The organism is Coleofasciculus sp. G1-WW12-02 (assembly GCF_040219735.1).
Classification (GTDB): Bacteria; Cyanobacteriota; Cyanobacteriia; order Cyanobacteriales; family Coleofasciculaceae; genus Coleofasciculus.
Genome location: NZ_JAVJRX010000021.1, coordinates 1 through 26,027, shown reverse-complemented (window position 1 = coordinate 26,027; position 26,027 = coordinate 1). Strand labels below are relative to the sequence as shown.

The window sequence follows — 26,027 nt, the reverse complement described above, 5'->3', positions numbered from 1 at the left end:
CCATACGTGCTTTCTCGGATTCACTCCGAGATAGGCGGACACAGAGCGCGGCAATCTCTCACTTAAATTCATTCCTCTTCTGGCAATTGCCAGGGCAGCCGCCACATCAGATGATAGTCCATACATTCGACTATATTTAACCAATCCAATCAAACTCGTGTAAGCTGGATTGACAAACTGATGAGTTATTCCTCGGTTGGATAAAATCGATGACAAAATTTGATAAAAACGACTGTATGCCCAGGCAGAAAGCATTCGAGCATATTTTTTTCCACGCTCTCGTAGTTGAGCTTTCTTTGTCGAAAAATCTAAGCTTTCGCACAGAATAGGGCTCTGAAAACTTCTGGCTAAAGCTGCCAATTTCAAACAAACATCTACAATTTGAGCATCTTGTTTGCCTGTGGGTAAACCCGTCTTTATAGGAAGAGTTCCCTGAGCTTTTAAATTTCCTTGACCATCAACATAAGCCCAACCGATAGAACTAGGATTTAGATCGATACCCAAGGCACCATACTGAATTTCTCTACTAACTTTCTCCACCGCTGCGGGTGTGAATTGAACAGCAACAACCCAGCGCTCATCCTTTCTATAGAAGTGCCATGTTTTCGCACCACTATTGGGTAATCTATTAATTTTTCTTGAGAAGCTGCCAATTTTTGATGTGACATATTTCCCAAATTTTGCTTCCAGACAACCGGGGACTCTCAACTTGATAGTATCCCCAGACCATTGACAAGTTTGATTCCCATAACTTTCATCCTTGGAACCAACAATAAATAGTTCGCCTCTGGATACCTTCACTCTAATTTTCGCCGATTTCAAATGTTTAATTTGATTTTGAAGTCGGTAGATATATCGCTTTTTATGATGCAGACATCTCCGCAGATGATACCAGTTAGTTTTTCGAGTTTTGAGATTTGACAACAAGGGAAAATTACAGCCGTTTTTGGAGGATTGCCAGTTGTTTTTCCCATAGAACTTCCGAGCCAACTTAATTTTATTAGTGGCTCTGGTTACCCAATCTTTCGCTGACTTAACTCGTGATTCTAATTGCTTTATCTGTCTTTTTCTACATTCTTTGGCTGAGGAAGTTTTTCCTTTAGCTAATGAAATTACTCCGTTAGCATAACGCTTACTGATTCCGTATTTCTCTTGAATATAACTATTCCAACTGGCTTGATTAAATTTTATTTCTTTATTTAATAAATGGTTAACTGTTTCAACTGTTGCTTGATAAAATATATCGGACAATGAAGTTAAAAACATCTCCAATTCGGTGAAACCGATGGGGTTAAGTTCATCGGCGGGAGTTGGCAAGCCTTTGCAATAAGTTATCGTCGTCATAGCTTTTTGGCTACCTCCCTCAGTTCATCCACTATTTTTTTGTTCTTATGACTTCGACTCCCATATAGACGAGCGGAAAATACTGTGATAATTTCTAATACATCTGCCGCTAAGTCTTCCTCGAATGTACTATCATCAAGTAGAGTAGCTGCTTCTTGGGGGGTTAAACTAGACATTGCCTGATTATATCATAGAAAATGTCCAGTTATGTCACTAATTGTCTAGATATTTACGGACTGTTAGTTAACCCCCATTTACCGGGAGCGGATCAGGGGTTTAGGATATCTGGGTTGAATTCTCTTGATGCGATTGTAGTAGATGCTTTATTCCTTATGCCCTGAGAGTTCCTCGTTAGGATTGTTACTTACCAATACAGAAGCGACTAAAAATCCGGTCAAGTACGGATTCAGTTACTTCTTCCCCAGTAATTTCACCCAAGGCTTGAATCGCGCCGCGTAAATCAATCGTCCAAAAATCTAAAGGTAACTGTTGGGCGATGGTTTCTTGTACTTGTTCCAATGCTATTTTAGCTTGGGTTAAGGCGGCGGCTTGTCGCTGGTTAATGGCTAAATCTAAGTTAGCTGCTTGAATGTTTCCCGTTTGCACTGCCTCAAGAATTCCTTGTTCTAATGCCTCAATCCCTTCGTTTTTGGCAACGGCGGCTATAACTACCCGTTCAATACTATCCGGATAGGATACAGAATCGGCGGGGGCGAGATCGGTTTTATTAATGACTAAAATTAGGGGACGGTGTTTGACTTGTGTATAAATTTCTTGGTCTTCTGTAGTCCAGCCCGTAGTGGCTTCAATCACCAATACAATTAAATCAGCCGCCTCAGCCGCACGGCGCGATCGCTCAACGCCAATTTTCTCGACTTGATCCACGGTTTCCCGGATTCCGGCGGTATCTAGAACCTGCACGGGGATTCCACCGACGACTAAGTGCGACTCAACCACATCACGAGTTGTACCGGGTAAGTCGGTAACGATCGCGCGATCGCTACGACTCCAGGCGTTTAATAAACTGGATTTGCCCACATTCGGACGTCCGACAATCGCGACGTTTAAGCCGGTTCGCAATAATTGACCGCGATCGGCGGTGGCGAGAATTTGGTTAATATCGGCTAATATCTGTTGAATTTGAGCAATGATCCCGGCTTCATCTAAGGGAGGTAAATCTTCCTCAAAGTCGATTCGGGCTTCAATTTCTGCCAAAGTATCTAAACACGTCGCCCGGAGTTGGCGAATGGGTACAGCCAGCTTACCTTGTATTCCCGCTAATGCAGCTTGGGCGGCGGCGGGGGAACGAGAACCCACTAAGTCAGCGATACTTTCGGCTTGGGTTAAATCTAAGCGCCCGTTCAAAAATGCCCGCAGGGTAAATTCTCCGGGTTGGGCTAACCGTGCGCCTAACTCTAAGCATAATTGCAACACCTGCTGCACGGGCATAATCCCGCCGTGACAATGGAACTCGACGACATCTTCACGAGTGTAAGAGCGAGGGGATTGCATAATTAGGAGTAGGGCTTCATCAACGATGTGTTGGGTTTGGGGATGACGCACATACCCATAGAGAATGCGGTGAGTCTGCCACATTTGACGCCCTGGTGCATAGAATAGTTGACGTGCGATCGCCAGGGCATTTTCGCCCGACACCCGCACAATCCCCACACTCCCTTGTTGCGGGACAACAGCAGTTGCGATCGCGGCTATTGTTTCACCTTGGACAAACGGTTGAGACATCGTTTACTGACCCTATCCTCATCTCCTCGTCAGGGATGCGATCGCGTAAAATATTCTTTAACTCTATCAATTCTTTTATATCTTACTATGACAGCCGTTACGATTAACTTCAACCCAATTTTTCAACTGACTCAAGAGCAATTTTACCATCTGTGTCGAGTCAATCCCAATGTAAAATTTGAACGCAATGCTAAAGGAGAACTGATTATCGTGTCCCCCACAGGCGGAGAAACTGGAAAACGGAACGCCAAGCTAACCACTCGATTTTGTGTGTGGAATGAACAAAGGAACCTTGGAGAAATCTTCGACTCTTCAACCTGTTTTCACCTTCCCAATGGGGCGAACCGTTCTCCCGATGTGGCTTGGATTCAAAAACAGCGATGGGATGCACTAACAGAGGAACAGAAAGAAAAATTTCCACCCATTGCCCCAGACTTTGTTTTGGAGCTAATGTCACCCAGCGATACGTTACCAGAAACCCAAGCTAAAATGCAGGAATACATGGAGAATCAAGTCAGACTGGGTTGGTTACTCTATCGACCCACTCGTCGGGTGGAAATTTATCGCCAAGGGCAAACGGTAGAAATCCTGGAAAATCCTACCCAGTTATCTGGGGAAGATGTTTTACCTGGTTTTATTTTAGATTTACAAATTGTTTGGAATTGAATCCTTATTGATAGAAGGTTTGTAGGGGCACGGCATTGCCGTGCCACTACAGGTGATGTGACTCTGCTCACATCCGATTACAGCGTCAACGATTGCGGATTCGTTTCCATCAACTTCGCCAAATCTTGCAGGAATGCTGCCGCATCTGCACCGTAAACAATCCGGTGATCACAGGTCATATTCACCTGCATCTGATTCCGCACCCCCATCATGCCATCCGTTGTCGCCACCACTTGTGGACGTGATGCGCCAATCGCTAGGATTGCTCCTTGTCCTGGAGGCAAAATTGCATCAAAACGGTCAACGCCATACATCCCCAAGTTCGAGATAGTAAACGTACCGGAAGTATATTCCTCCGGTTGCAACTGCTTACGTCGAGAGCGTTCAACCAAACCTTTCCAAGTGCGAGACAAGGAATAAATATCCACCTCATCGGCTTTTTGTAACACAGGTGTAATGAGTCCCCCATCTGCCATTGCCACAGCGACAGCCACATTGACCCCCCCATGATACTGAATCCCCTTTTCCGTATAACTGGCATTGATTGTGGGATGTTGTTTCAATGTCACAGCGACGGCTTTGGCTAATAGGGCAGTCATAGTTACGCCCTTAGACTTAATTTGTTTATACAGTTTATCCAATTCATCCGTTGTGATGGTATACCCCACCCGGAATGCTGGCACCTGAAGACTCGCCACCATATTCCGAACCACGGCATTTTGCAGCGTGTTGAACGGAACCACTTCACCGAGGGGGACAGAAATCGGTGTTGTCGGTGTAGCCATCGGTTGAGCCGCAGGCTGAGACGTTGGCTGTTGTGGTGCGGCGGCGGGTTCAGGTTGGGGAGTTTTCCCGGCGGCGGCTTCCACATCTTCTGCCACAATGCGTCCATGTGGACCACTACCCGTCAATGTATCAAGTTCAACCTTCAACTCCCTGGCTAATTTCTTAGCCCGAGGAGAGGCGACAGTGCGTCCATTGCGACGACTGGGGGTATCTTGGGCTTGGGGAGCGGCTGAGACAGTCGCGGGTTCAGGTGTTGGCGTTGGTGCAGGGGGAGTACTGGCTGGCGCTGAGGCGGAACTGGATTGAGAGGCTTGTTGTTTAGCCGCCTCAATTTCGTCAGGAGTTTCGGCTAGCAGAGCAATTGCCTCCCCCACAGGCACGCTTTCGCCTGCGGGTACAGTAATGACGGCTAGGTAGCCCTCATAGAACGACTCCACATCCATATCCGCCTTGTCAGACTCAACCACTACCACGGTTTCGCCTTTTTCTACTTTGTCCCCTGGGGATTTCACCCAAGAGACAATTTTACCTTCGGTCATGGTGGAGCTAAGGGCGGGCATGAAAACTTCGTGGATCATGAGGTGGTATTCCCAATGAACTAGGCGTGAGATAACAATAGCATTTGCCAGATCGCATTTTAACGTGATGACTGGCTTTAAAACTATCTAGGTCAAAAATATGGTCAACTCGTGCAAAATTTCTTTGATGAGTATCGCTGGTATGGCAATCCTGCTGACGGCTTGTACCAGCATCAGTAATCGCCTAGAAACGACAACCACAGCCGCTAATCCTTCACCTGAAGAAACGATTTCCTCATCGACTGAGCCATCCCCCGATTCTCTAGGTAACTCGACTCCCCGGCAAAATTTTTCATCAGCTCAGACTCCGGCGGCTAACCGGGAAGATTATCGTTCAATGGATCTATCCCAACTTGCAGGTAAGACGAGTTTAACCGGTAGTGACCCAAACGCGATCGCACTCTCGGCGTTTGATAATAGCGACGCTGACACCGATTCACCCACCGTCGATGTCTCCTATCCTCAACCGACTCAGGCAATTGTTATCCTGACTCAAACTGGATTAAAGGATGATTCTGTGCAAGATATCCGATATCGCGTTGACTTCCAGAAAAATTCCTCTGCCCAAATTAACGAACAGTGGCAGATGATTTGGGCAGGATCTCAGTTCAAATGTTATCCTGGGCGCGGTCATCAAGAATGGTCAACTGAACTTTGTTTTTGAGCTGGTTTTCTGGGCGCACGTCGGCAAAGGGCGCACATCGGTGCGCCCCTACGACAGACAATTTATCGACATCCTAAGGATTCACGAGTCTCTACCCCCGTTTTCGAGTTAACGCCACTAGCTCTAGTACAGAGATTTTGAACTTGTAAGCGATCTAAAACTGCATCGCTGAAATCAGTACCCGTGATATTAACGTCATCCAAGCGAGAACCTAACAAAATCGCTTCCACTAAAACCGCATCACTCAAATCAGCACCCTTGAAGTTAACCTTATAAGCAATGCTATAAGAAAAGTCTGCACTTTGTAGATTAGCCTCAGTTATCGTGGAATCAGTAATCACCATATTGCGTAAATCGGTATTGCTTAAATTCGTTTGCGTCAGATTCATATTAGATATCTCCAGTTCGGCTAAATTTTGACCAGAGAAATCCATGGCACTCAGATCAGATGTACCGTCATTAATAAGCTGTCTGGCAGAGGGATTAGCAGCTTGGGCGGATAGGGGAACTAAAACCAACACCAACGCCAAAATTAGAGCGGCGAGTCCTCGAATAGACTTAATAATATTTACTTTCATTACAACTGTTGTTGAAAACATCCTTTCTGGTGTAGCTTACGCCAAATCTCAACCACATCGGTATAACTGATAGGGAATACCAATCCGGTAATGTTGACTCGGATCAAGGATACAGGTTTTTTGGTTCGCGATCGCAAGATGTTGGGGATAGTCTTGACGCTTCAAGCCCGGAGCGATTACCCATAGATTCAACTGAGACACCGAGGGTATCGTTAATTCCGATAACTGCTGCCAGATTCCATCATATCCCTGTTGGCGACTTAAAAATGCGATCGCGCGATCGCCCTGTTGACTACCACCCTCTGGTAAGTTCTCTAATGCCTTGGCAAAGCTCAATCCTAATCCGATATCCTGAAGATCGTCATATCCCATCACCATCATCAGGGGAACAGTGGGTTCAATCGTCATATTCTCTGCCACCTGCTGAGGATAATAGGGTTTGAGAAACACCAAATTAGCCACAACACAAACCGTACTCACCACAGAGATAGTCAACGTTAAGATAATTGCCCATCTCCCCCGCACCCCTGCACCCCTACGCCCAGACGCGCCCTGAGACGCGCCATGGTTTACGGTTAAACTCGCTGCCAAGAGCGCACAAATCGTCGGATAATAAACAAAATTATAGCGGGGGACAACGGAGATATCCTTACCTAGCAGGTAAATAATTGCCAAAAATTGCAGCAATACAGCCAAGGTAAACCCGAATAGCGTCAACGTGGCTAACTCGGTTGCAGGCTTGTGTAGCAATTGCTTAACTCCCACGCCTCCTTGCCAAATAATCCACCCCCCCAACCCCAGAGTTAATCCTCCCATGGGGATAACAATCCACCAGGGTTGATTTTCCACGGGTAAGGCAATTACCATGAGTAACCAACCCACGAGTAATTGCACAAGAGGTGTAATACTATCCGGTTGCGGTAACCAATTGGTTTCTTGTCGCCCCACATCTGCCAAAAGCATACCCCACCACGGTAAATAACTAACTGCTATTCCCGCCATTACCAGCGCCACAGCTATCCAACTCCCGCCTGGTAAGCGCCGACGATACCAAATCATCCCGGAAATTAGGGTTAAAAATTGGGCAATGACAGCCAGAAGAAAAAAGTAGTGGACATAACAACCAATACTATTCACCATACCCCAACCTAGCCATAGCCAAGGGGAAGGCAATTGCTGATGATAAAGACGCTGCTGAATCGGGATTAATGCCAAAAGTGCCAGAATAATCAGCAGCATTGGTAATGTGTAGTGACGCGCTTCCTGAGACAAGTAAACTGCAAAAGGAGACACCGCCATTAACGCGGCCGCGATTAATCCCGCGATTGGCGAAAAGATGAGACGATTGAGAACGTAGATTGCCGCGATCGCACCCACTCCGATTAAAGCTGGAAATGAGCGCAACGCCCAAGCTAACTGTTCGGTTCCCGTAAACCTTAACCACGAATGCATTAAGCAAAAGAATAAGGGGGGATGAGTCGATTCTTGGGCAAGGGTTTGGGCTATATCTCTACAGCTAGCCTCTGGTTGAAGGGTGAAAAATTCTTGGAGCGTGGACAAAGGAAATATGACATCCAACGGTAAATCATTGTACTCCCGTCCTAGGCTAAAGAACGCGGTGAGAACTTCATCCAGCCACAGGGGTTTTAAGTCAAGATGCCAAAACCGGAAGACGGTTCCCAGAATAATGATTCCAGCTAGGGCGAAATAATGGAGAGTCAGTTTTTGGCGTAGGTGCATAGTATGGATTTTCGCGCAAAAACCACTCTAGCGATAATTGGGTTAATTTGAGGAGGCGATTGAAATCGCAGCTACACAAACAAAGTCCGCCTGCGCGGACTGGGTTATAAGTATTAGTAGCGAGCAAGATGCTCGCACTACGGCAAAGATTTTGCTATTCTTGACATTAGGGTTTAAACGCCGAACAGCTTAAGGCTGACTTTTCACGGCATATCATAATTTTGACCTAACGCCCTGAAGCGTCAGGTATGGCACATAAATGTGTAGGGGCTCACTTTCACTACTATCTCTTCGGTTGCACCCAGATGCAACTAAACCCGCCCCGATTCGCAGGTTTCGTGGTTTCCCGTGAAACGTCAGGGTTATAAGGGGGTAGCTAACCCAGATTTGGGATCAGTCCTGGATTGATTAACATGGTGAGAGTAGACGGTAATTTGAGAGACAAAGAACTTGGACTGGTCTAGGTTTAATCTTCATGGTGATGCTCCTGAACGTGCCTTTGAATCGCTGACTGGAACCCTATTTGAGCGCTGGTGTCGTCGGGAGTATGCGGATCAAATTAGGCGAGTCGTGTTCGTTAATGGTGCGGGCGGCGATGGTGGTGTTGAGGCATATACTCAACTCAAGGATGGTCAAGTTATCGGACTGCAAGCGAAGTGGTTTAGAGAACCTCTGAAGTCTTCTCAGATAGAACAGATTAGAAAGTCTTTAAAGACAGCCTCAGATAATAGAAGCGGATTAAGCCGCTACATTGTCACCATTCCTAGAGATTTAAGCGATCCAAAAACAACAAAGCAACAGGCGAAAACAGAACGCGATCGCTGGGATGATTTTATCAAGGAATCGAATCAGCAGTATCCCGATATCATAATTGATCTCTGGGGCGAAGCTCAGATTACTCAACTCCTCGCTGAGTTAGGCAGTGAGGGATTAAGAAGTTATTGGTTTGAGGGTTCAGTTGTTGATGTCAACTACCTCAATTTGCAATTCAAACGGGCTAAGAGTGGCTGGTTAACACCTCGATACTCTCCAGATTTGCATCAATCAGGTCAGATAGAATCTGATCTACAGTTGCGACTCAATGAACCGACTTACCGCCCAAAATGGTTATCAGAAGTAAGCCATATCCGTATTCTTCTAGAACAAGCTCATCGAGCGGTTTTGCGTCTCAGATGGTATCCAGAGTTTATGCAGCGAGACGATGCAGACGCTCTGATTACAGCAACAGAAGCTTGGTTAATATCCGCCATTGCCCAGCAGCAGGAACTGGAAAAACGGTTAAAACCGGGCAATAGTTTTCCCCTGCCTAATCTTGAAGATGAAGTTATTGATTTGGCAGATACCAGGCAGCTTATAAAGGTATTATTGAACGACAATGTATCCTTACACTGGGGTAGTTCAGCCTCAACAACATCTGATATCAGTAAACAGCTTAAGGACACCTTGGAACGTTGGGAGATGCGAGAAGTAACTCCTCAAAAGCTCCAAGAGTTAGGGCAACCCGCTGCCTATATTGGTGAGCCTGGAGTGGGAAAAACTCATGCCTTAGCTGATGCAGTTCGTCAGCACTTAGAAAAGGGCAAACCCGCCATTTTACTTCGTGCTAAAGATAATATTGATCTGAGCAAAAGTTGGGACACTGTGCTAGCTAACGCTGTTGGTGAGTCAGGATGGAATCTACGTCAAGTTCTTGACGCATTGGAGACAGCAGCAATTCAAGCTGAAGTTCAAGCCACTGTCAATATCACAGATGATTCAGAATTTAAACCTGTTCGTGTCTTAGTCGCTATTGATGGTTTAGATGAGACATTTAGAGCAGAGCATTGGGCAGAAAAACTCGGAGAACTACTCCCTTTAGCTCAACAATATCCCAGGATTCTTTTCGTCTGTTCACTCCGCACCAGTCTTTATCGACGCCTATCGATACCCAAAGACATCAGCCAAGTTGGGTTAAGGGGTTCTGATGCACCGCTTGAAGATATTTTTGCATCCTACTGCAAAGTCAATCGAATTGAATGTCCTCAAATTGTACGTTGGGCGTTACAGAATCCTCTCGCAATTCGACTTTTTGCTGATTTATACCGAGGTCAACATATTGATAGCGTCACGCTCCAAGAATTCTCACTGGTTACTCTGATACGCAAGAAAATTGATCATACCGAGCGTGCTATTCGAGAGAATGATCCAGAAGGTTGGACTGACAAGATTACTCCTGTTCATAATACTCTTCGGGGAATTGTTAAAGCTTGTCTGGATGAAGGAAAAGCCTTGTCTCAGGCAAAGGCTTTACAAGTGGCTGAAGCGGCACAAAAAACTCCAGGTATTCTATCTAAACCACAGTTTTTAAGCATCCTTGATAACTGTCTGAATCATGGACTGCTGCTACTCACAAGTCAGCCATCAGATGATCCATTAGAACCTGACCTATTATTGTGGGAACCCGCCTACGAAACCTTAACCGATTTTCTCTTAGCTCTGGAAGCCTACAACAGTGCAAAAAATGACCCAGCTACTCCCACTATGCCAACTTACTTAAAGTATCGGGCGAACGCCATTGTACTTACTGCCTATCTTCTTGGGAAAGAGGACTATGACTTCTTTGCTACAGGATTGTGGCGAAATGATTTAAGTGAGCAAGAACGGGAAGAATTACGATTAAGAACAATCTTGATGATGCCGCCACAACAAGGATTAGCTTATCAAGACTGGGTGGTTGAACTTTTCCAGCGAAATATGCCCAGTTGCAGAAAAGTTTTAGAGCGATTAGTCATTCCCGGACTTAGGATACCTGGTTACTTCTATGGAGCAAAGTTTATCCACGATACACTATTACCCATGCAAGTAGCCAAGCGTGATCTGTTTTGGTCAGGATCTGACTACTTACCTGCTAATCATGGCGCTCCCTGGGAAGGATTTGGAACTCCGGTACTAGATCAACTAGAAATAGCGGATGATGATCCCTGGGATGCCGCAGCATTATTATTAGCTTGGGCAACAACTACAGTAAAAAATGACCTCCGTCGTCGCATTCGAGAACAACTTGCTGTTTGGGGAAGTAACAAACCTAATGAGTTACTCAATCTGCTGAAATGCGCTTGTCAAACCAATGATCCACAGATGCGAGAGGATATTCTTTCTGCTGCTTATGGTGCCTCGTGTTTGGCTCGACCAGATGGAGAATGGCTACAGTTGTGTAACTGGATTATTGATAATTTCTTTGTCCCAAATGCACCCCTTTATACCCACAATGTAATTGTTCGGCACAGTGCCAAAAGCATGATTGAACGTTGTGTTATTTGTGAGGTTCCAGTTGATGAAGACAGGCTAGTTTATGTTCGCCACCCTCATGTCGATCCTGAAGAACTACTCCCTATCGATAGACAAGCAGCTATTAACGCCGACGAACATTTGGGAATTGAACCAGCGACATTGGATCTGGCTCGGTATGTTGTGCTTGAGAGAGCAATTGAGCCTTTCTTTGATGAAATTATACTTGCAAACGCATATCAAAACGATAGCAAAGAATATGAAGAAGAAGAGACTGATCAACTTGAAGAGATTGACAGAAAGATACTGGATAAATTTCTCGAAGGTTCCTTGAGAAAATTTGCTGAACCTCAAGCTCGACAACTTGTGGAAAATTTTTTGATACGAAAGGCAATAGCTCAGGGAATAAGGACAGCATTTGATTCCGCAACAGATGAAGAACAGAGTGAAGTATTACAACACTGGGGAAGCACTGATGAGGAAGCTGAAGAGGAAGAAACAGTAGACATTCAAGATGAAACCCAATCACAGTCTGAGTATTCGCCATCAGCACAGACTCTTTTGTCCCGCTATATTGCCAAGTATAATCTTCAAGGGTTAACCCCAATAAAGTTGGCTTTTGGCTGTGTTGTCGCCTATACAAATCAGCTTGGTTGGTCTGAAGATATTTTTATTAAAACACCGAATGGTGATAAACCGGGTGAAATTATCGGTGCAGATATTTCGATAGAGCGCCAACACGAACCAGCAAATCGGGACTCCCGAAGCTCTATAGCCTCTTTTGCTGAAAAATATGTTTGGGCAGCTACCAATGAACTAACTGGATTTTTCGCTGCTCGTCTTGAGGCGTATACTGGGGAAAAATACTTGAAGCCTCCAATAGATATAGGTCTGTTTACTGAGATAACCAATCCAGCTTCAGATGTAGGCTTTCGTCAATCTAACATAAATCAATTTTTAGATTTTTCAGAACTGATTCCGGATACAGATTTATCTAAAAATACTCAGGTTGACCGAGCAAATGAGTGGGTTAAGAAGGCTCCTATACCTGATGTTCAACCTTTGCTCTTACCCAATTCTGAACAGCTTCCTGAATGGGCAAGAAATTATGAATGGGTGGTGTTACGTTCAGTCGCTACCGAACGACATACAGATAGTCAGGCTGAGTCAGTCTTGCGGATATCGGGTTTCTTATTTCCATCAAGTAGATTACCTCTTCTGGAAGAAGATGTTCAGTTGAAAGTATTGCCCAGACTTTATGAGTTCTGTTCTGACATCTTCTCAGTACAAACTTATTGCGATCCCTGTGAAGTAGCATGGGCTTCCTGGATTCAGGAAAGAGAAGGATTAATTGATTACTCCACTTTAGATATAGCGGGAAAACCTGTAAAATTTGATATCCAGGCAGCCACCTGTCAGTTTTCTTGGGAAGCTGCAAGCGGTGAGACTAAGGAATGTATGCCAGCTAAAAGACTCCGAGAAGCACTGGGTATTGTGGATTTTAAGGCAGGACAATTTCTCTCAGCTAGCGGAGAAGTTATAGCCTTTACCTTAAATCGTTCAGGAGAACGTTGGCAGTCTCCTCGTGACACAGTTCTTTTGGCTCGTCGTGATGCGATTCTGGAAATGCTTGAACAGGAAAAATTGAGTATGGGGTGGGGAGTATGGATTTATCGAGAGCCAGCCTATCCGCTCAATGGGGCTAGCCGAGAAAGAATGTTTCGAGACTGGCGTGCAGTGGCATTTTGGCAAGATGATGGATTAAAAATGGTTACTTATCAGGATGTAATCGAACCTTGGAACAAGGATTAATCCCATTGAATAATAGGGCGATCCAATCAATTGAATGAACTCCCATTGTTTCTTTAAGTAAGCGGGTCGCCCCTACAGACTCTCACCGATGTTTATGATATAAAAGTTTTCTGTGGAAGATTCTTTTCTAGTTCAGTCCGCGTAGGCGGACTTTGTTTGTGTAGCTGCGATTTCCAATCGCCCTTTTATCCCATGTCCTGACTGCGATTTCCAATCGCCCTTTTATATCATGTCCTGACTGGGATTTCCAATCGCCCTTTTAACCCCTCTGCACAATACCATCTTGAACACTTGCGCTACGATAACCCCTTGAGGGTAAATTTTTCAGGTCAAATTTCTCACCGTTTTCGCCTTTCCAAATCTTGTAATTAGAAAATGTGAGTGGGGTTTGAGGTTCACATTCTTCCGGGATATGATCCCCAAAAACAAAATATACCGCGCCCTCTCCCATTACTTGGGCGATACCATCCCGGTTAACCACCAGCGATGTTCCCTCATCAATGCCTATCCCCAAGACACCATCAGTGATACCATCCCGAAGCTGACGCGCCATGAATGTCATCAAACGACCCATGCGATCGCGTTCACTAAAATGGGTATCTATTACAGTACCCTTCATTAGCGACCAGTTGAACAGATCATAACTAAACAGAATATCTTCATAGGGATCGTCTAAGGCATACTCACTATCAACTGTATCGGAACAGGCATTGTAAATAAAATCACTTTGAATCATCGCCCCAGCACTTGTACCCCCAATCCCACCCCCTTTAGCGCCAACGGATTTAATCGCGGCTTCTATCGCCGTATGTTTAAAGTTTCGGGTATAGTCGCACTGGTTACCGCCTGCAAAAAATAACACCTCAGCTTGGCGAATCGTATCCGCAACATCCACAGAATTGGCATCATCCCGACTACTGATAACCAACGTTTCTACCGAATCCACCCCATTCATCGCCAGAATTGGCGCATTATAGCCAGCAGAACCCGATGAACGAATGACAACCACATCAACCTGAGCCGAACAGTCTGTGCAACCTCTCGCCTGATTAATCATCCACTGAATCGCTTCGTCTACATCAGCTCCCCCGCCGCCTAAATCAAAGGCAATACCTGCGGGAACATTGACATCAGTAGAATTACCATCAAAATAGCGGATAACCTTGGCGGATGCTGGGGCAACCCAGAGCGACAAGTACATTAATACTACTGCCACGAGCTTAATGACTTTAGCAAGGGGCAAGCCAGAGGTAGATTGACAATGACGAGAATCCATAGACTTATTGGAAGATGAAACCCGATATCAATAGTGGCACCAGTAAAAGGGCAGATATAATCGCCACAACCGTAACTGGATCTATATTGATAACATTTTTGGGTTGATTACTCATAACACCCCTTTTGATTAAGTATTCCTTGGCTACCCGACTGAGTAGACGGCTGTCCTTATCTTACATGCCAAGTGGGTGATCAAGATGAGGGATGAGATTGAACATTGGGAGATCCCCCTGCTTCCCCTGCTTTTAGCGCTTAAGTTGACACCAATGGTTTGACGGTTCACATTTGTTTCCCGCCCTGATGTGACTAAACCCGCCCCGATTCAGTACAAGGATTCTTTGACCAATAACCAATGACGAATGACGAATGACCAAGTATCCTATCTGATGGAAAGGTTTATCAATAAAAGGTGCTGTTATGGCTAGCGCGAGAAACGTCCTGGGTACAGAACTAGAAACCTGTTGCACATCTCCCATGACCGGATTTTACCGGGATGGCAAATGCAGTACTGGAGGCGGTGACTTTGGCGCTCATGTTGTTTGCGCTCAAGTTACCGAAGAGTTTCTGGAATTTACCAAACAGCGTGGGAATGACTTGAGTACACCCGTTCCCGGATTTAACTTTCCCGGTTTAAAACCAGGCGATCGCTGGTGTCTATGTGCGTCTCGTTGGCAAGAAGCCCTCGAAGCGGGTGCTGCACCTCCTGTGGTTTTGTCTGCTACTCATGCATCAGCTCTAGAATATGTTTCCTTAAGTGAACTCCAGCAACATACTCAATAGTTCTGTTAAAGAAGCACGATAACCCCGTGCCTCCAGGCTGGTTTATAGACAGCCCCACAAGTGCAATATTATTGGCTCCATTAAAGTCGGCATCTCCATGCCAACCACAATGCCCACATTTAAAAGTCTTACCACTTGGCGTAAGACTTTCCTTTTACGGGATGTATGTGCAGGCAGTTGTGACACATCTGGGAAGTATAGGCTGGGGGAATAGGAGTAACCATGACCCCAGCGCCGAGAGCTTTGTACTCAATGAACATTCGCAGTTGATAGAATGCCCATGAATTCGAGCGTCTGCGCTCAGTCTTGCTTCTGGGCTGCTCGTTGGTTCTCTCCCTTATGCCTGTTAAGTCTTCTATAGCAATTGAGGCACTTAACTCAACTGCTCGTTTGACCACTAACTTGGAAATGTTGTGGTTGAGCCACTGCTGATAGCGTCTCTCCCTCCCCGACAGCCGTTTCAAAACAACTCGACATCTACGTCGAGTTGTTAGGAGTGCCTTTCGAGGCTTTTTTCTGGAGAGATGCTCTAACCCTGGAAAACTTATCTCGCACCGACTGGATATGCAAGCCGTCCCACCTTTCATCCTCTGATGTAACAGCAATGTCGCGACGCCCCAAATCGACACCAATCACCTTATCAGTATTTTTTTGGTCTGGAGGAGTGTCCTTAATCTGAACATGCAGATAGAACTGACCGTCGCGGTGTTTACATATTTGAGCTGAAGTTGGCTTCCTCCCTTTGAGCTTTCCTCTGGAGGTAGTTACCCGGCTTCAACTCAACTCGCTCTCTACCCTGAACAGTAGCAAGGCTGACCGTCCAGTCGTGTTCACGAAATCGAAACAAATCCTTATCACAATCCATACTGCTTGGCATAAAGCCTTTAACAGGCTTGCCTTTTTGCTTAGCTACCTTTCGGTTAGCCGCTACTCTTGCACAAGCTCTGAGTGCCATATTCGCTACCAAATTGAATTGGCTTTTAATGGTTTGATAGGTCAAAGATTGGATGGCTATCTTGTTGGTCAGCTTTGGATCTGTATGTTCGTTCACGTAGTTGCAAGCATCCGCAAACGCCTGAAGGGTTGCCTCCAATTTGGCCACCTGTTCAGGTGAGGGTTGAAGTTTTACAACTATCGTGAGAACTTGTTTCATGACTACTATCATACCACCGGGAAATATTGGAAATACTTCGGGTGTTTAACGTTGGCATTTCCCGCTCTCCCCCAACGGCTTACCTCCACTTCGTGAAGGTTGAAGCAAGATTCCCCTCGCGATTTAGGTGGTGAATTGACGGGCATTTGCCTGGATAGACGATAATGACAAATGACCGATCAAGCCCTTGCCTTTATCCTAACCAACCACCTGAATCGGTCCGCTAGTACTGGCACTAAAAAATTGTCGCACCAGAGGATTATCGGTTGTATCAATCTCGCTGATATGACCTTGCCACTGTACCTTGCCTTTGTAGAGAAAAACAACTCGGTCTGTGGTGTTGCGAATGGTACTCTCTTGGTGAGTCACCATAACATGAGTCTTACATCCGCCTTCAGCACCTTGAAGTTGACGGACTAAATCCTCAATCACAGTAGAAGCGATGGGGTCAAGTCCAGCAGTAGGTTCGTCGTAGAGTAAAATTTCTGGGTTATCTTGGGGATGATCGGGGTTGGTCATAATCGCCCGGGCAAAACTCACCCGCCGACGCATCCCGCCTGATAGTTCAGCCGGATACTGATCACCAATTCCGGGTAACCCCACCATCTCTAGCTTTTCATCCACCAATTCCCGAATCCGCTCCTCAGACAGTTTAGAATGCTGGTAGAGGAAAAACCCCACATTTTCACGCACAGTTAACGAGTCAAACAGAGCGGACTGCTGAAACACCATACCGATGCCTATTGGGTCTTTGGCATCTTCAATTAAACCAGAACGCTTTTGTCCTTGCACATAGATTTCACCTGCATCCAGTGGCATTAGACCCGCCATCATGCGTAGAATTGTAGACTTACCCGTTCCAGAGGGTCCAATGATACCTAAGGCTTCACCCTGATAAATGGTCAGATCAACATTATCCAGGATAACGTTACCCCCAAAGGACTTGGAGACTCCCTTTAGTTCAATCAGTGGTTCTTTAGTGGGATTTCGCATGAATTGGGAGGGTTAAAGCCGTTTCAAGCTATTCGCGGGAGTCTGGGTTAACATCCTCACCACCAGAGAAGTGCGGTGATTCCTACCAGTCGAAAAGTTTTAATTGTGTCCAACTACTTACAATTAGCGATCGCGATCATGATTAACCTCGTTCCTACTGTCTTAGCGCAGGATGGTGCTACATGAGAAGAAACACATCTGCATTTTGAGTAAGGGCGGGTTTTGTTGAAATGTTATCAGTATTTCCTCTAAGGAAAGCATCTAAACCCGCCCCTAAAGTAAATTTTCTCCCTATCCATCCCCACCGCACGAGACGGTGGGGATGGGTAGGGAGTTCATTAACGAGAACCACTCGCTGCCATAGCTGAATCCGCTTCTGATTCTGCCTCCAACCCAAATACACGACAGAAGGCTTTTTGCACCTTATAGCCTGAGTCAATCGACTCCAAGGGGTCTTTCCGCAAGCGGTGACGCAAGCATAACGTAATCACCCGACGAATATCATCGACTGTGACTTCCGTGCGCCCTTCAAAAGCAGCCAGAGCTTTTGCAGCACGGTTGGTGACAATATCCCCTCGCAATCCATCGACATCCAATTCTGAGCAAACCTCAGAAATATTCACCCGCATGTCATAGTCCATTTCAACGTGGGGCAGTTGTGTCTGGGCGCTGACGATCTGCTGCTGCAAAGTCTCTTGGGACGCTTGGTGTTCTTTGATGTAATCCAATGGATTTTTGTCAAACGCCGCCCGTTCCTCCACAATTTTGACCCGCAGGGCTGGCTCTTTGACGGTGCGGATTTCCGCGTGCATACCAAACCGATCAAGGAGTTGCGGACGCAGTTCTCCTTCTTCCGGGTTGCCAGAACCCACTAACACAAAACGAGCCGGATGGCGAATAGAAATGCCTTCTCGTTCGACTGTATTCCACCCACTGGCAGCCGAGTCGAGTAGCACATCAACTAGGTGATCGTCAAGCAGATTGACTTCATCCACATAGAGGATTCCGCGATTGGCTTTGGCTAACAGTCCGGGTTCAAAGGCTTTCACCCCTTCGGCTAATGCTTTTTCAATATCAATCGTGCCGCACACTCGGTCTTCGGTTGCCCCTAAAGGCAGATCAACCATCGGTACTTTTTTCTTAACGGTTGGAGCAGATTCTACTCCTCCATTACTATTCATCCAGTCGGGTTCGTTGGGATCGCTATTGAAGGGATCGTCGGCAACCACCTCAATGTCCGGCAACAAGTCAGCCAACGCCCGAATGGTGGTGGACTTACCCGTACCGCGATCGCCCATAATCATCACCCCACCAATTTTGGGGTCAATGACATTCAGTAGGAGAGCCAGCTTCATTTCTTCCTGACCCACAATGGCAGTGAACGGAAAAACGACGCGGCGAGCAGTCTTAGGGGCTTGGGCAGTCAGACTCACTTTGATTACCTGATAACCGATCTTCTAAATCACGCCTTTTATTGTGCCACAGAGGAGCCAATTTGTAGGGACGGGTTTTACTGAGAACATTTTGGAGACACCCTCTAACTGAACTCAACCCGCCCTTGTTGGGGTAGCCCGGTATAATTTCCCTGTCTCCCAATCAACAAATGACCAATGACGAATCACTTGCATCTGTCCCTATTCCAGCAACGGTGCTACCAATAAGGAATAAACCTGACCATCAATCAAAAGGCGGGTAATTCCTTTGGCTTGTAGATAAGAACAGGTTTTCTGTAACATTTGCCCATCAGGAACTTTGATCACGCGCTGGGAACGGTTGGAAAAACGTCGTGCCACCCGATGATTATCAAAAACTGGCAAAGTTTGTTGCTGGACTTCCTCAGCCGGAATACGTCCCAAGTCACTAAATTCTCGCAGAGGTCGCGCAATTAACTCGGCTGCCCGGTCTATCACTAAATAACAGGGTTTCGGAAAAGAAGCTTCCGAAAGGGGTAAGACCTGAACATTTGCACCACTGGGAACATAAGTCGTGGTCAGAGGTTCTGGAGTAGCAATATCTTCCTCGTCTTCGTCCCAATCCTCCTCAAAATCCTCATCTAAATCCTCATCTAAATCCATTAAATCTTCATCATCCAGCAACTTCTCTAAGGGGTTGGTTTCTACCTGCTCTATCTCTTCAATCAGGTCTTCTGAGTATTCTGTATCCCTTTGAGCTTCTGTGCGATTAAAGTCCAGAGGCAACTCACCTTGTTTTGCCTTGGACTCTGTATCCAATTGATCGATGACAGAAGAACGCCTGCGCCGCCGACGTTGATTTGCATCCTCAGATACTGACGATTCATCTTCTGATTTTTCGTCTTCTGATTCTATCGAGGGTTGGGGAGAGGGGGTAACCGAAAATTTAGGTTCAATCCGTTCCAATAGCTTGGGTTTTGGCTTCGCCCCTGACGTCCCCGTCCCTGGCGTCCGATTGGCTCGCTTTTGCTGGATGAGTGTTTCATAGTCTGACTCTAACAAACTGCTTTTGAGCAGGCGGCTAATCGTTGAATTACTTACACCATAACGATCAGCCAGGGTTGAGGTGGTCTCTTCGGGCCGTCGATACAAGTTCAAAATATCTTTTTTGTCGGTTTCAGTTAGTTTTCTGGGACTCATAGCTAATTTTAAGTTCGCCGACGTGAACTGCGGCGAGAACGACTTGATACGTCATATTCCAGGGCAGCGCCTATGGCAAAAAGTACGGCACTAAATATAAAGAAGACATCCAGGAGACCTCCACTTTCATATTCCTGACCACGAGCCTTAGCCAGAGCATCATAAACTTTAAACCCCATATCCGCAATGTAGAGGGAAAACGTTGCCGCTGCAATCATGCGCCATGATTGGGCAAAGCGCCCCCCCCAAAATGCTAACAAAAGTGTTGAGGCAATGATGAGTAGGAAGACATCGAAAACGATGTAGACAAAATTCAACGTTCTAGAGAGGGGACTTAGTGCTTTGTCCAGAGAAATCACCCAACTGGGCAAGTTTGTGGCTTCTGGAGCCTCAGCTGTAGGCGTTACAACAGCTAGTTCAGTTGGGCTAACTGCAACCTGTGGTACGGTAGAGGCAACCAATAGGGGAGATGGTGTTTCTGTTGCTTGCTCAGTTCTCAGCCAGAGAGAAGTTTCAGCCTCTGACTCTATCGCTACAGGAGGAGCTAATAAAACCCAAACTGCCAAGGCAATACCCAAAGCGGCGATTAATCCTACCGTTAGCCATTGCTTCCACTCTAAGTTTAAGCGCCTCGGCAGAACGGCTAAGATCATGCCCCAACCAATACAGATATAAGAAATCACATAAAAGAAATCGGCAGGAGATACATCTGGATCAAGACTAAAATATAGCTCCCATATCCCAAATATCAAGTTAGCGATAAAGTAAAAAAACATACCCAAACCGATTCCCAGCCAGACATTGCGTCCACTGGCAATCTGGGGGCTACGCCAATTTCTATAGCAGAGTAAAGCAGCTCCTAAGAAGGGCAAACATTCTAGGAGATACGTGCTAAAGGAGTACCAAAAGGGATAATCTTCTCCCGGTGCTTTGACGCTAAACAGTAGAAAAAACAACATGGACACGACTGCCCAGGCAATTCCTGCATAGACGATATTCTGACCGGTCAGTAGGGATTGAGTTCCAGATGACTTATCTACTGAGCTGCTCATAATGCTTTATTTTGAGATCCCTAACAATGGCAATTACACAGTACTTATTCTATAAACCTTAGCGGCTGATGCCCTAAAATGCCATCTTGAGGACTGTCTATGATACATTTATTTATCCAACGTCATCCATTATCGCCACAATTTCCCTAGGGGAGAGGATTTGAGCCACTCCATAAACTGACTTTGCTCAGTTGCTTGCATATCCTGCAAGATATCGCCCACTCCTTCGGCAAAATTCCCATTGCCAAAGTATTCCTTCCCCAAGCGATAGAGTTCCTGCAATAGCGTGATTAGATGGTGTTCTTCCCACGGCGGAACCTGTAGAGTGTTGAGGGGATCGACAGTCAGTAAGTGATTCACGGCTTCTGGCGAATCGGCTTGAGGAAAATGCCATTGTTGAAAGACTTCTGTGATATCCTTCTGAAATAATCCCGCTTGCCTATTCCCGAGCAAATCTTCCACATCGAGGTAAACCGTTTGCAGGAGTAGGAGACAGGCTTGGGTATAGGGAACAATTTTGGTATCTGGACCGCCTTCTGTACCCAATTGCTCCAGACGGATTTTTCCCCACACACTAAAGCGGTCAGGTTCTTCTAATAAAACACAAGCCTTTCCCTGATTATCCGTCAAATCTCGCCAAAAGGAGCGGGCTTCTTCTTCCTGATGAGCGCGAAACACGCTAATCAAGCGAAAGGTTTGCCCCTGATAAGTGAGAATCGGGATTTGCTGCTCTCGCTTCGGGTGCTGAATACTAGAAATTTCAACATCCTGCCTTTTGAGAATAAACATAACACTGGCAAATGACTCCTGACCGAGCTAGGGTGGTGCTATAGGACGGGCTGTAATTTAATTAACTATCTTGTTTGGGACTTGGGCGAGTGACACAGAAGCACAGTTTGGTTCGTTGGCGCTCTCGCTATTTCCCTAAACTGGCAACTCATCTGTTTTTCTCAACTAGATACCTCTTCCATACCCCAAGGTATGGGTGGGGTAGTTGACACAAGTATTGATCCGTTATGTTGGTTTATAGTAGTCTACCTTGACCTTAAGCTGCTTGAGTCTTTAGTTTCCTCAAATATCACCGAAAAGCACCTGGCACACATAAAAACCAATGTCGGTTACAATGCTACATCAACGATATCCTATATTTTTGCTACCCTGAACTAAAGTTAAGTTCAACAGCGATCGCTCGGATTGGGATCGATTGGTTGATGAATATTGCCAGTTAGGTGTCTATTTTTTGTATTATAAATCTATGCCCTCGTAGCTCAGGTGGATAGAGCAAGGGATTTCTAATCCTTTGGCCGTGGGTTCGAGTCCTACCGAGGGCGCTCTGAAATTGGGGTGTTAATTCAAAACGCTCCCACTCAAAACTTCCCCGTCTTCATGGCTCTAGAGGCAGTTTACAAATAACCCATGACGAATGACACATTAATTTTGTACAGCAAACCAGGTTGTCACCTGTGCGAAGGTTTACAAGAAAAGCTCGAACAAATCCAAGGGTTGAATTTTCAGCTAGAGGTGCGGGACATTACCCAGCGGGATGATTGGTTCCAGGCTTATCAATATGAAGTGCCAGTGCTGTGTCATCATAAAGACGGTCAAGAAACACCTCTCCCTCGCCCTTCACCCCGCTTGAGTGTGCCGCAGTTGGAGAAAATGTTACAGAAATATTTGTAAGCTGGAAAGAACATCAGCCGACTGGGTGTAAAAACCAGGTTGAGGTTGGGTCTGGGGTTTTTGTCCCAATACACTGTAAATCAGCGTCTTTTGCTCTCGACCTCGGAGTTTAAGGGATTGTATGGGCATAGCTTGATAGCGATCGCGCACGTAGTCGTAGGTGCTACTGGTGATTAAAATATGGTGAGGGTTATTATTGGTGACCTTTTTATTGAGCGACTGGAGTCGAGAGGCTACATTGACAGTATCTCCCACCACCGAATAATTCAGACGCCGTTTACTCCCCAAACTTCCCGCCATAACCAACCCCGTATGAACACCGATCCCAACTTCAATCAGCGGTTTTCCTTCCTGCTGAAATCTTTGATTCAACAAGGCTAAACAGTGATTCATCTCCAAGCAAGCCGCGATCGCATTCAATGCCCCATCACGAATAGTCTCTGATGTCAAGCCTTCATTGGAAACGCCAAACACTGCCATAATCGCATCACCAATGTATTTATCCACGATGCCATCGTGATCCATAATGCAGTTGGTCATCGTTTCTAAGTAGGGATTGAGCCAGCTATAAACTTCAGCAGGCGTCATTCGTTCGGAAATAGTAGTAAAACCCCGAATGTCCATAAACAGAATCGTGGCGGTTGTCTGTTGAGAGGGGATCGCGTCCAATGAACACACAGGACCTTGCTTTTGCCAAATCAGTTGAGCGGTTTTGGGAGCGACGTAGGTTTCAAATAACGTCATAAGCTGGTGTTTCTCACGCAGTTGCACCAGCCAAGGTAAGTAACCCCGTACCAATTGGAGCTGCAATGGGTAGCCATAGGTGATCATAGCTAAAAGCCGCCGCCGCTATACCCAGCCAGATAACCGGAAACAACAGTGCGATCGCTATGCGACTTTTGATACCCTGATTCGATAATACCCAGCTTAATCCTAGCCCCAGTAGCAGTAGCAACAGCAGAATTAGTGGCTCAGCCAAAGGTTGTAACTGTCTCGATTGGCGTAAATTATCGATTAAAGTCCCATGGAAATAAACACCCGATGAAGACCTGGCAAGACAAGTCGCAGCGATGGAAAGCTTTTGCCTGTCTCAAGGCATTGCCATCACAGAAGTAGTGACGGAAGTTGGGGGAGGCTTAAACTTTAAGCGTCCTAAGTTTCTGAAAATTATCAAAAGCGCAATAGCTGGATGAAAGAATATCCATCCACTATTTATCAGTCGGCATTTATGGATCTAAAGAATGCCATTTCTCGGTGGAGAAAGGGATTGTCGGGTTTTCCGAAAAAGAAGTCAAAAAAGAAGGGAGACTCCTTCACGGTTTATAAAACAGCCGGAGTCTATCCGGAGAAAGGGAAACCCGCCCTCCCCTTTAGCAACCGAGTGACAATTTCTGCAGGAATTCAGATAAAACTTCCCGGGTTAAAAACTTATCGACTCAAAGAGCGAATCAAGTTTATTTGCAGTTCTCAGACATTTACTGTATCAAGAGCGGCAGACAGATGGTTCGTTTCTTTTGTTTTAGATGCCGAGAAAATACCCCCAATTATTCATCCTGTTCTTCGAGCAGGTGTAGACCTAGGGGTTAAGTGTTTGGCAACTGTTTCCGATGGTACGAAATACGAGATGCCTCTTACCACCCATAAAGCGAAAACCAAGCTAGGTAAGCTTCAGTGGCGAAATCGTAACAAAGTCCTCGGCAACAAAAAACTTAAGGTCGCTGCCTCTAAAAAAGCCAGAAAGTATTACGTTGATCTGTCTCGTCAGCATCTGCGTATCTCCAATATTCGCCGAGATACAATCCAAAAGATGACAACGGATCTAAGTCGTAGAATCTACAACATTAGGATAGAAGACCTTAATGTTTCTGGAATGATAGCTAATCCCAAATTAGCGGAGGCTGTGAGCAACAACTGTTTCTATGAGATTCGTCGTCAGCTCGTCTATAAACAAACTCATTACGGAACAAAAGTGGAATTGGTAGACCGATGGTATCCAAGTTCAAAAACCTGTTCTTGTTGTGGGAATGTTCAGGAAATGAAACTGGATGACCGAATCTTTGACTGTAAAAAATGTGGGCATTTTCAAGACCGAGATGAAAACGCATCCATTAATCTAGAAAATGCCCCACCTGACAAAATACGCTTGGCTTGAGCGGAATTTACGCCCGTGGACAAGAAGGAGCCGACTCCCTTGGCTGAGACGGGAAGAAAACATCAGATTTTAGCTTTAGCTAGGTTTGAATAAGTTTTTTGGAGCAGCAAAGAATTGAGGTCTAATTCATAAACCTGTTGGGTTCCCAAAGGACTACGAACAACCAACCGAATTACGCTGTTATCAGGGATTGGCACAACCGTCTCCAATTGTCCACGAGGGTTGGTGTCAACCGCTTGACCATTGAGAAACACGAGACTGAGTGGATCAACTTCTGCGACTACTCGCACGTTTTGCTCAAGCGCAGTGAGAGCAACGGTTCCCTGGCGGGTGGAAACCCCTGTTTTACCCGTTGGTCCAACCGCCACACCGAAGTCTGTCCCCCTCGTTCCGGCAATTCCACCCTTTACGTCGTCATCCTCACCTCTAAAAGCAATTTCAAAGCTGGAATTGGGGTGATTAAACTTTCGCGTATTTGCCCTGATTTGTCCCTGTTTCACGAAAAACTGGGTAGTTTTTGCTCCACTGGGCAACTGTTCCAAATTACTCAGTTGTACCTGAGTTCGCTCAGAAACAGTAATTGTACCAATGCCATCATCGACAACCAAAACAACAATGGCGTTATCATCGGTGCTGAGAACCTCACCCACTTCCAGGCGATCATCCTCTTGAGCAGGGCGTCCTTTGTAGGTAACGTTACCAATCACCTGTCGAATTTCAACCCATCGTTGCTGTTCACGAGGTTGGGTTGGTTGGGCGATAATCGGCTGCGGAACCACTACCCACCCTCCGGTGACGAGTGAGAGTCCGATCAGGCAAACTTGAGCCAGATATGATTTCATAGCTTGCAATAAGGTTTATGGGCAACGATACTTTAGAAAAAAACTCTCAAGGTTCCCCAGTTCCTTTGGGAAGATTTTCGAGTATCCGTAATCCTACCAAGCAACAGGAGTGCTAATCTGAAATTCTTCTTTGCCCCTATCCCTCTCGTCGTGAGGAGTTGATTGAGTTCAATAACCCTGCCCTACTTCGTGAGGACAGGGATTGCCGGACAAACGGCGATTTAAACCGTTGAATACCGCACCATCGTCTCGGTTTGGCACAGACTTCCGAATACTTCCCTAGTTCGGATTATCTCTAAGGCTTTTT

20 protein-coding genes, 1 tRNA gene and 2 pseudogenes are annotated in these 26,027 nt (G+C 45.9%); 7 read left to right on the top strand and 16 right to left on the bottom strand.

The features are described 5' to 3' along the window. The 3 genes and pseudogenes from RID09_RS03315 to mnmE form a co-directional block, all read right to left on the bottom strand. Positions 1-1,344: hypothetical protein (locus tag RID09_RS03315; protein WP_446334530.1), on the bottom strand; the 1,344-nt coding region annotated here is incomplete at its 3' end. After that, a pseudogene (locus tag RID09_RS03310) lies at positions 1,341-1,469 on the bottom strand (IS607 family transposase); the annotation flags it as partial. The gene RID09_RS03315 and the pseudogene RID09_RS03310, both read right to left, overlap by 4 nt. A 235-nt stretch (positions 1,470-1,704) precedes the next feature. Further along, positions 1,705-3,087, bottom strand: a complete 1,383-nt coding sequence (mnmE, locus tag RID09_RS03305) for a tRNA uridine-5-carboxymethylaminomethyl(34) synthesis GTPase MnmE (protein ID WP_446334529.1) — start codon at positions 3,085-3,087, stop codon at positions 1,705-1,707. Positions 3,088-3,174: 87 nt separating this feature from the next. On the opposite strand from mnmE, the gene RID09_RS03300 reads away from it, so the two are divergent. Further along, the gene (locus tag RID09_RS03300) at positions 3,175-3,753 is read left to right on the top strand and encodes a Uma2 family endonuclease (RefSeq protein ID WP_446334528.1); all 579 of its coding nucleotides are present in this window, start codon (positions 3,175-3,177) and stop codon (positions 3,751-3,753) included. Between the two features lie 77 nt (positions 3,754-3,830). Here the strand turns inward: RID09_RS03300 and RID09_RS03295 are convergent, their stop codons facing one another. After that, the gene (locus RID09_RS03295; RefSeq protein WP_446334527.1) at positions 3,831-5,117 is read right to left on the bottom strand and encodes a dihydrolipoamide acetyltransferase family protein; all 1,287 of its coding nucleotides are present in this window, start codon (positions 5,115-5,117) and stop codon (positions 3,831-3,833) included. Between the two features lie 127 nt (positions 5,118-5,244). On the opposite strand from RID09_RS03295, the gene RID09_RS03290 reads away from it, so the two are divergent. Continuing rightward, a complete protein-coding gene (locus tag RID09_RS03290; RefSeq protein WP_446334526.1) occupies positions 5,245-5,781 on the top strand; it encodes a hypothetical protein in 537 nt (178 codons plus the stop codon). A gap of 62 nt (positions 5,782-5,843) precedes the next feature. Here RID09_RS03290 and RID09_RS03285 read toward each other — a convergent pair whose 3' ends face one another. Both RID09_RS03285 and RID09_RS03280 read right to left on the bottom strand, forming a co-directional pair. Then, complete coding sequence (locus RID09_RS03285; protein ID WP_446334525.1) at positions 5,844-6,359, bottom strand: pentapeptide repeat-containing protein; 516 nt, start codon at positions 6,357-6,359, stop codon at positions 5,844-5,846. Between the two features lie 48 nt (positions 6,360-6,407). Then, a complete protein-coding gene (locus tag RID09_RS03280; protein WP_446334524.1) occupies positions 6,408-8,099 on the bottom strand; it encodes a glycosyltransferase family 39 protein in 1,692 nt (563 codons plus the stop codon). Between the two features lie 450 nt (positions 8,100-8,549). On the opposite strand from RID09_RS03280, the gene RID09_RS03275 reads away from it, so the two are divergent. Then, complete coding sequence (locus tag RID09_RS03275; protein WP_446334523.1) at positions 8,550-13,178, top strand: hypothetical protein; 4,629 nt, start codon at positions 8,550-8,552, stop codon at positions 13,176-13,178. Positions 13,179-13,437: 259 nt separating this feature from the next. Here RID09_RS03275 and RID09_RS03270 read toward each other — a convergent pair whose 3' ends face one another. After that, the gene (locus RID09_RS03270; protein WP_446334522.1) at positions 13,438-14,454 is read right to left on the bottom strand and encodes a cyanophycinase; all 1,017 of its coding nucleotides are present in this window, start codon (positions 14,452-14,454) and stop codon (positions 13,438-13,440) included. 419 nt (positions 14,455-14,873) lie between these two features. Between RID09_RS03270 and RID09_RS03265 the strand changes: the two genes are divergently transcribed. Beyond that, the gene (locus RID09_RS03265) at positions 14,874-15,236 is read left to right on the top strand and encodes a DUF2237 family protein (RefSeq protein ID WP_446334521.1); all 363 of its coding nucleotides are present in this window, start codon (positions 14,874-14,876) and stop codon (positions 15,234-15,236) included. Here the strand turns inward: RID09_RS03265 and RID09_RS03260 are convergent. The 6 genes and pseudogenes from RID09_RS03260 to RID09_RS03235 all read right to left on the bottom strand — a co-directional run bounded on the left by RID09_RS03260 (position 15,175) and on the right by RID09_RS03235 (position 21,835). Then, a pseudogene (locus tag RID09_RS03260) lies at positions 15,175-16,389 on the bottom strand (RNA-guided endonuclease InsQ/TnpB family protein). The gene RID09_RS03265 and the pseudogene RID09_RS03260 sit on opposite strands and share 62 nt — an antisense overlap. A gap of 198 nt (positions 16,390-16,587) precedes the next feature. After that, positions 16,588-17,382 carry an ABC transporter ATP-binding protein gene (locus RID09_RS03255; protein ID WP_446334520.1) on the bottom strand — a complete coding sequence of 265 codons (795 nt, stop codon included), beginning with the start codon at positions 17,380-17,382 and terminating at the stop codon, positions 16,588-16,590. Between the two features lie 338 nt (positions 17,383-17,720). Continuing rightward, complete coding sequence (gene bchI, locus RID09_RS03250) at positions 17,721-18,815, bottom strand: magnesium chelatase ATPase subunit I (RefSeq protein ID WP_446334519.1); 1,095 nt, start codon at positions 18,813-18,815, stop codon at positions 17,721-17,723. A 201-nt stretch (positions 18,816-19,016) separates the two neighbouring features. Further along, a complete protein-coding gene (locus tag RID09_RS03245; RefSeq protein ID WP_446334518.1) occupies positions 19,017-19,994 on the bottom strand; it encodes a hypothetical protein in 978 nt (325 codons plus the stop codon). Between the two features lie 8 nt (positions 19,995-20,002). Beyond that, positions 20,003-21,046 carry a hypothetical protein gene (locus RID09_RS03240; RefSeq protein WP_446334517.1) on the bottom strand — a complete coding sequence of 348 codons (1,044 nt, stop codon included), beginning with the start codon at positions 21,044-21,046 and terminating at the stop codon, positions 20,003-20,005. Between the two features lie 129 nt (positions 21,047-21,175). Then, positions 21,176-21,835 (bottom strand): Npun_F0813 family protein, encoded by a 660-nt coding sequence (locus RID09_RS03235; RefSeq protein ID WP_446334516.1) that lies wholly within the window; start codon positions 21,833-21,835, stop codon positions 21,176-21,178. A 468-nt stretch (positions 21,836-22,303) separates the two neighbouring features. Between RID09_RS03235 and RID09_RS03230 the strand changes: the two genes are divergently transcribed. Both RID09_RS03230 and RID09_RS03225 read left to right on the top strand, forming a co-directional pair. Further along, a tRNA-Arg gene (locus RID09_RS03230) sits at positions 22,304-22,377 on the top strand. A gap of 85 nt (positions 22,378-22,462) precedes the next feature. Then, complete coding sequence (locus tag RID09_RS03225; protein WP_446334515.1) at positions 22,463-22,726, top strand: glutaredoxin family protein; 264 nt, start codon at positions 22,463-22,465, stop codon at positions 22,724-22,726. Here the strand turns inward: RID09_RS03225 and RID09_RS03220 are convergent. Both RID09_RS03220 and RID09_RS03215 read right to left on the bottom strand, forming a co-directional pair. Further along, positions 22,709-23,470, bottom strand: a complete 762-nt coding sequence (locus tag RID09_RS03220) for an adenylate/guanylate cyclase domain-containing protein (RefSeq protein ID WP_446334514.1) — start codon at positions 23,468-23,470, stop codon at positions 22,709-22,711. The genes RID09_RS03225 and RID09_RS03220 overlap by 18 nt on opposite strands. A gap of 13 nt (positions 23,471-23,483) precedes the next feature. Next, positions 23,484-23,705, bottom strand: coding sequence for a hypothetical protein (locus RID09_RS03215; protein ID WP_446334513.1), 222 nt, complete (start codon positions 23,703-23,705; stop codon positions 23,484-23,486). 210 nt (positions 23,706-23,915) lie between these two features. Here RID09_RS03215 and RID09_RS03210 point away from each other — a divergent pair, with 210 nt between their 5' ends. Continuing rightward, a complete protein-coding gene (locus RID09_RS03210) occupies positions 23,916-24,878 on the top strand; it encodes an RNA-guided endonuclease InsQ/TnpB family protein (RefSeq protein WP_446334512.1) in 963 nt (320 codons plus the stop codon). Positions 24,879-24,940: 62 nt separating this feature from the next. On the opposite strand, the gene RID09_RS03205 is transcribed toward RID09_RS03210, so the two are convergent. Then, positions 24,941-25,720: a FecR family protein gene (locus RID09_RS03205; RefSeq protein WP_446334511.1), complete on the bottom strand. Its 780-nt coding sequence runs from the start codon at positions 25,718-25,720 to the stop codon at positions 24,941-24,943. Positions 25,721-26,027: the final 307 nt, after the last annotated feature.

Excerpts from the sequence above, each read along its gene's own strand:
- mnmE (WP_446334529.1), bottom strand. The coding sequence starts at position 3,087 with ATGTCTCAACCGTTTGTCCAAGGTGAAACAATAGCCGCGATCGCAACT.
- RID09_RS03300 (WP_446334528.1), top strand. The coding sequence starts at position 3,175 with ATGACAGCCGTTACGATTAACTTCAACCCAATTTTTCAACTGACTCAA.
- RID09_RS03295 (WP_446334527.1), bottom strand. The coding sequence starts at position 5,117 with ATGATCCACGAAGTTTTCATGCCCGCCCTTAGCTCCACCATGACCGAA.
- RID09_RS03290 (WP_446334526.1), top strand. The coding sequence starts at position 5,245 with ATGAGTATCGCTGGTATGGCAATCCTGCTGACGGCTTGTACCAGCATC.
- RID09_RS03285 (WP_446334525.1), bottom strand. The coding sequence starts at position 6,359 with ATGAAAGTAAATATTATTAAGTCTATTCGAGGACTCGCCGCTCTAATT.
- RID09_RS03280 (WP_446334524.1), bottom strand. The coding sequence starts at position 8,099 with ATGCACCTACGCCAAAAACTGACTCTCCATTATTTCGCCCTAGCTGGA.
- RID09_RS03270 (WP_446334522.1), bottom strand. The coding sequence starts at position 14,454 with ATGGATTCTCGTCATTGTCAATCTACCTCTGGCTTGCCCCTTGCTAAA.
- RID09_RS03265 (WP_446334521.1), top strand. The coding sequence starts at position 14,874 with ATGGCTAGCGCGAGAAACGTCCTGGGTACAGAACTAGAAACCTGTTGC.
- RID09_RS03255 (WP_446334520.1), bottom strand. The coding sequence starts at position 17,382 with ATGCGAAATCCCACTAAAGAACCACTGATTGAACTAAAGGGAGTCTCC.
- RID09_RS03245 (WP_446334518.1), bottom strand. The coding sequence starts at position 19,994 with ATGAGTCCCAGAAAACTAACTGAAACCGACAAAAAAGATATTTTGAAC.
- RID09_RS03240 (WP_446334517.1), bottom strand. The coding sequence starts at position 21,046 with ATGAGCAGCTCAGTAGATAAGTCATCTGGAACTCAATCCCTACTGACC.
- RID09_RS03235 (WP_446334516.1), bottom strand. The coding sequence starts at position 21,835 with ATGTTTATTCTCAAAAGGCAGGATGTTGAAATTTCTAGTATTCAGCAC.
- RID09_RS03225 (WP_446334515.1), top strand. The coding sequence starts at position 22,463 with ATGACGAATGACACATTAATTTTGTACAGCAAACCAGGTTGTCACCTG.
- RID09_RS03220 (WP_446334514.1), bottom strand. The coding sequence starts at position 23,470 with ATGACGTTATTTGAAACCTACGTCGCTCCCAAAACCGCTCAACTGATT.
- RID09_RS03210 (WP_446334512.1), top strand. The coding sequence starts at position 23,916 with ATGAAAGAATATCCATCCACTATTTATCAGTCGGCATTTATGGATCTA.
- RID09_RS03205 (WP_446334511.1), bottom strand. The coding sequence starts at position 25,720 with ATGAAATCATATCTGGCTCAAGTTTGCCTGATCGGACTCTCACTCGTC.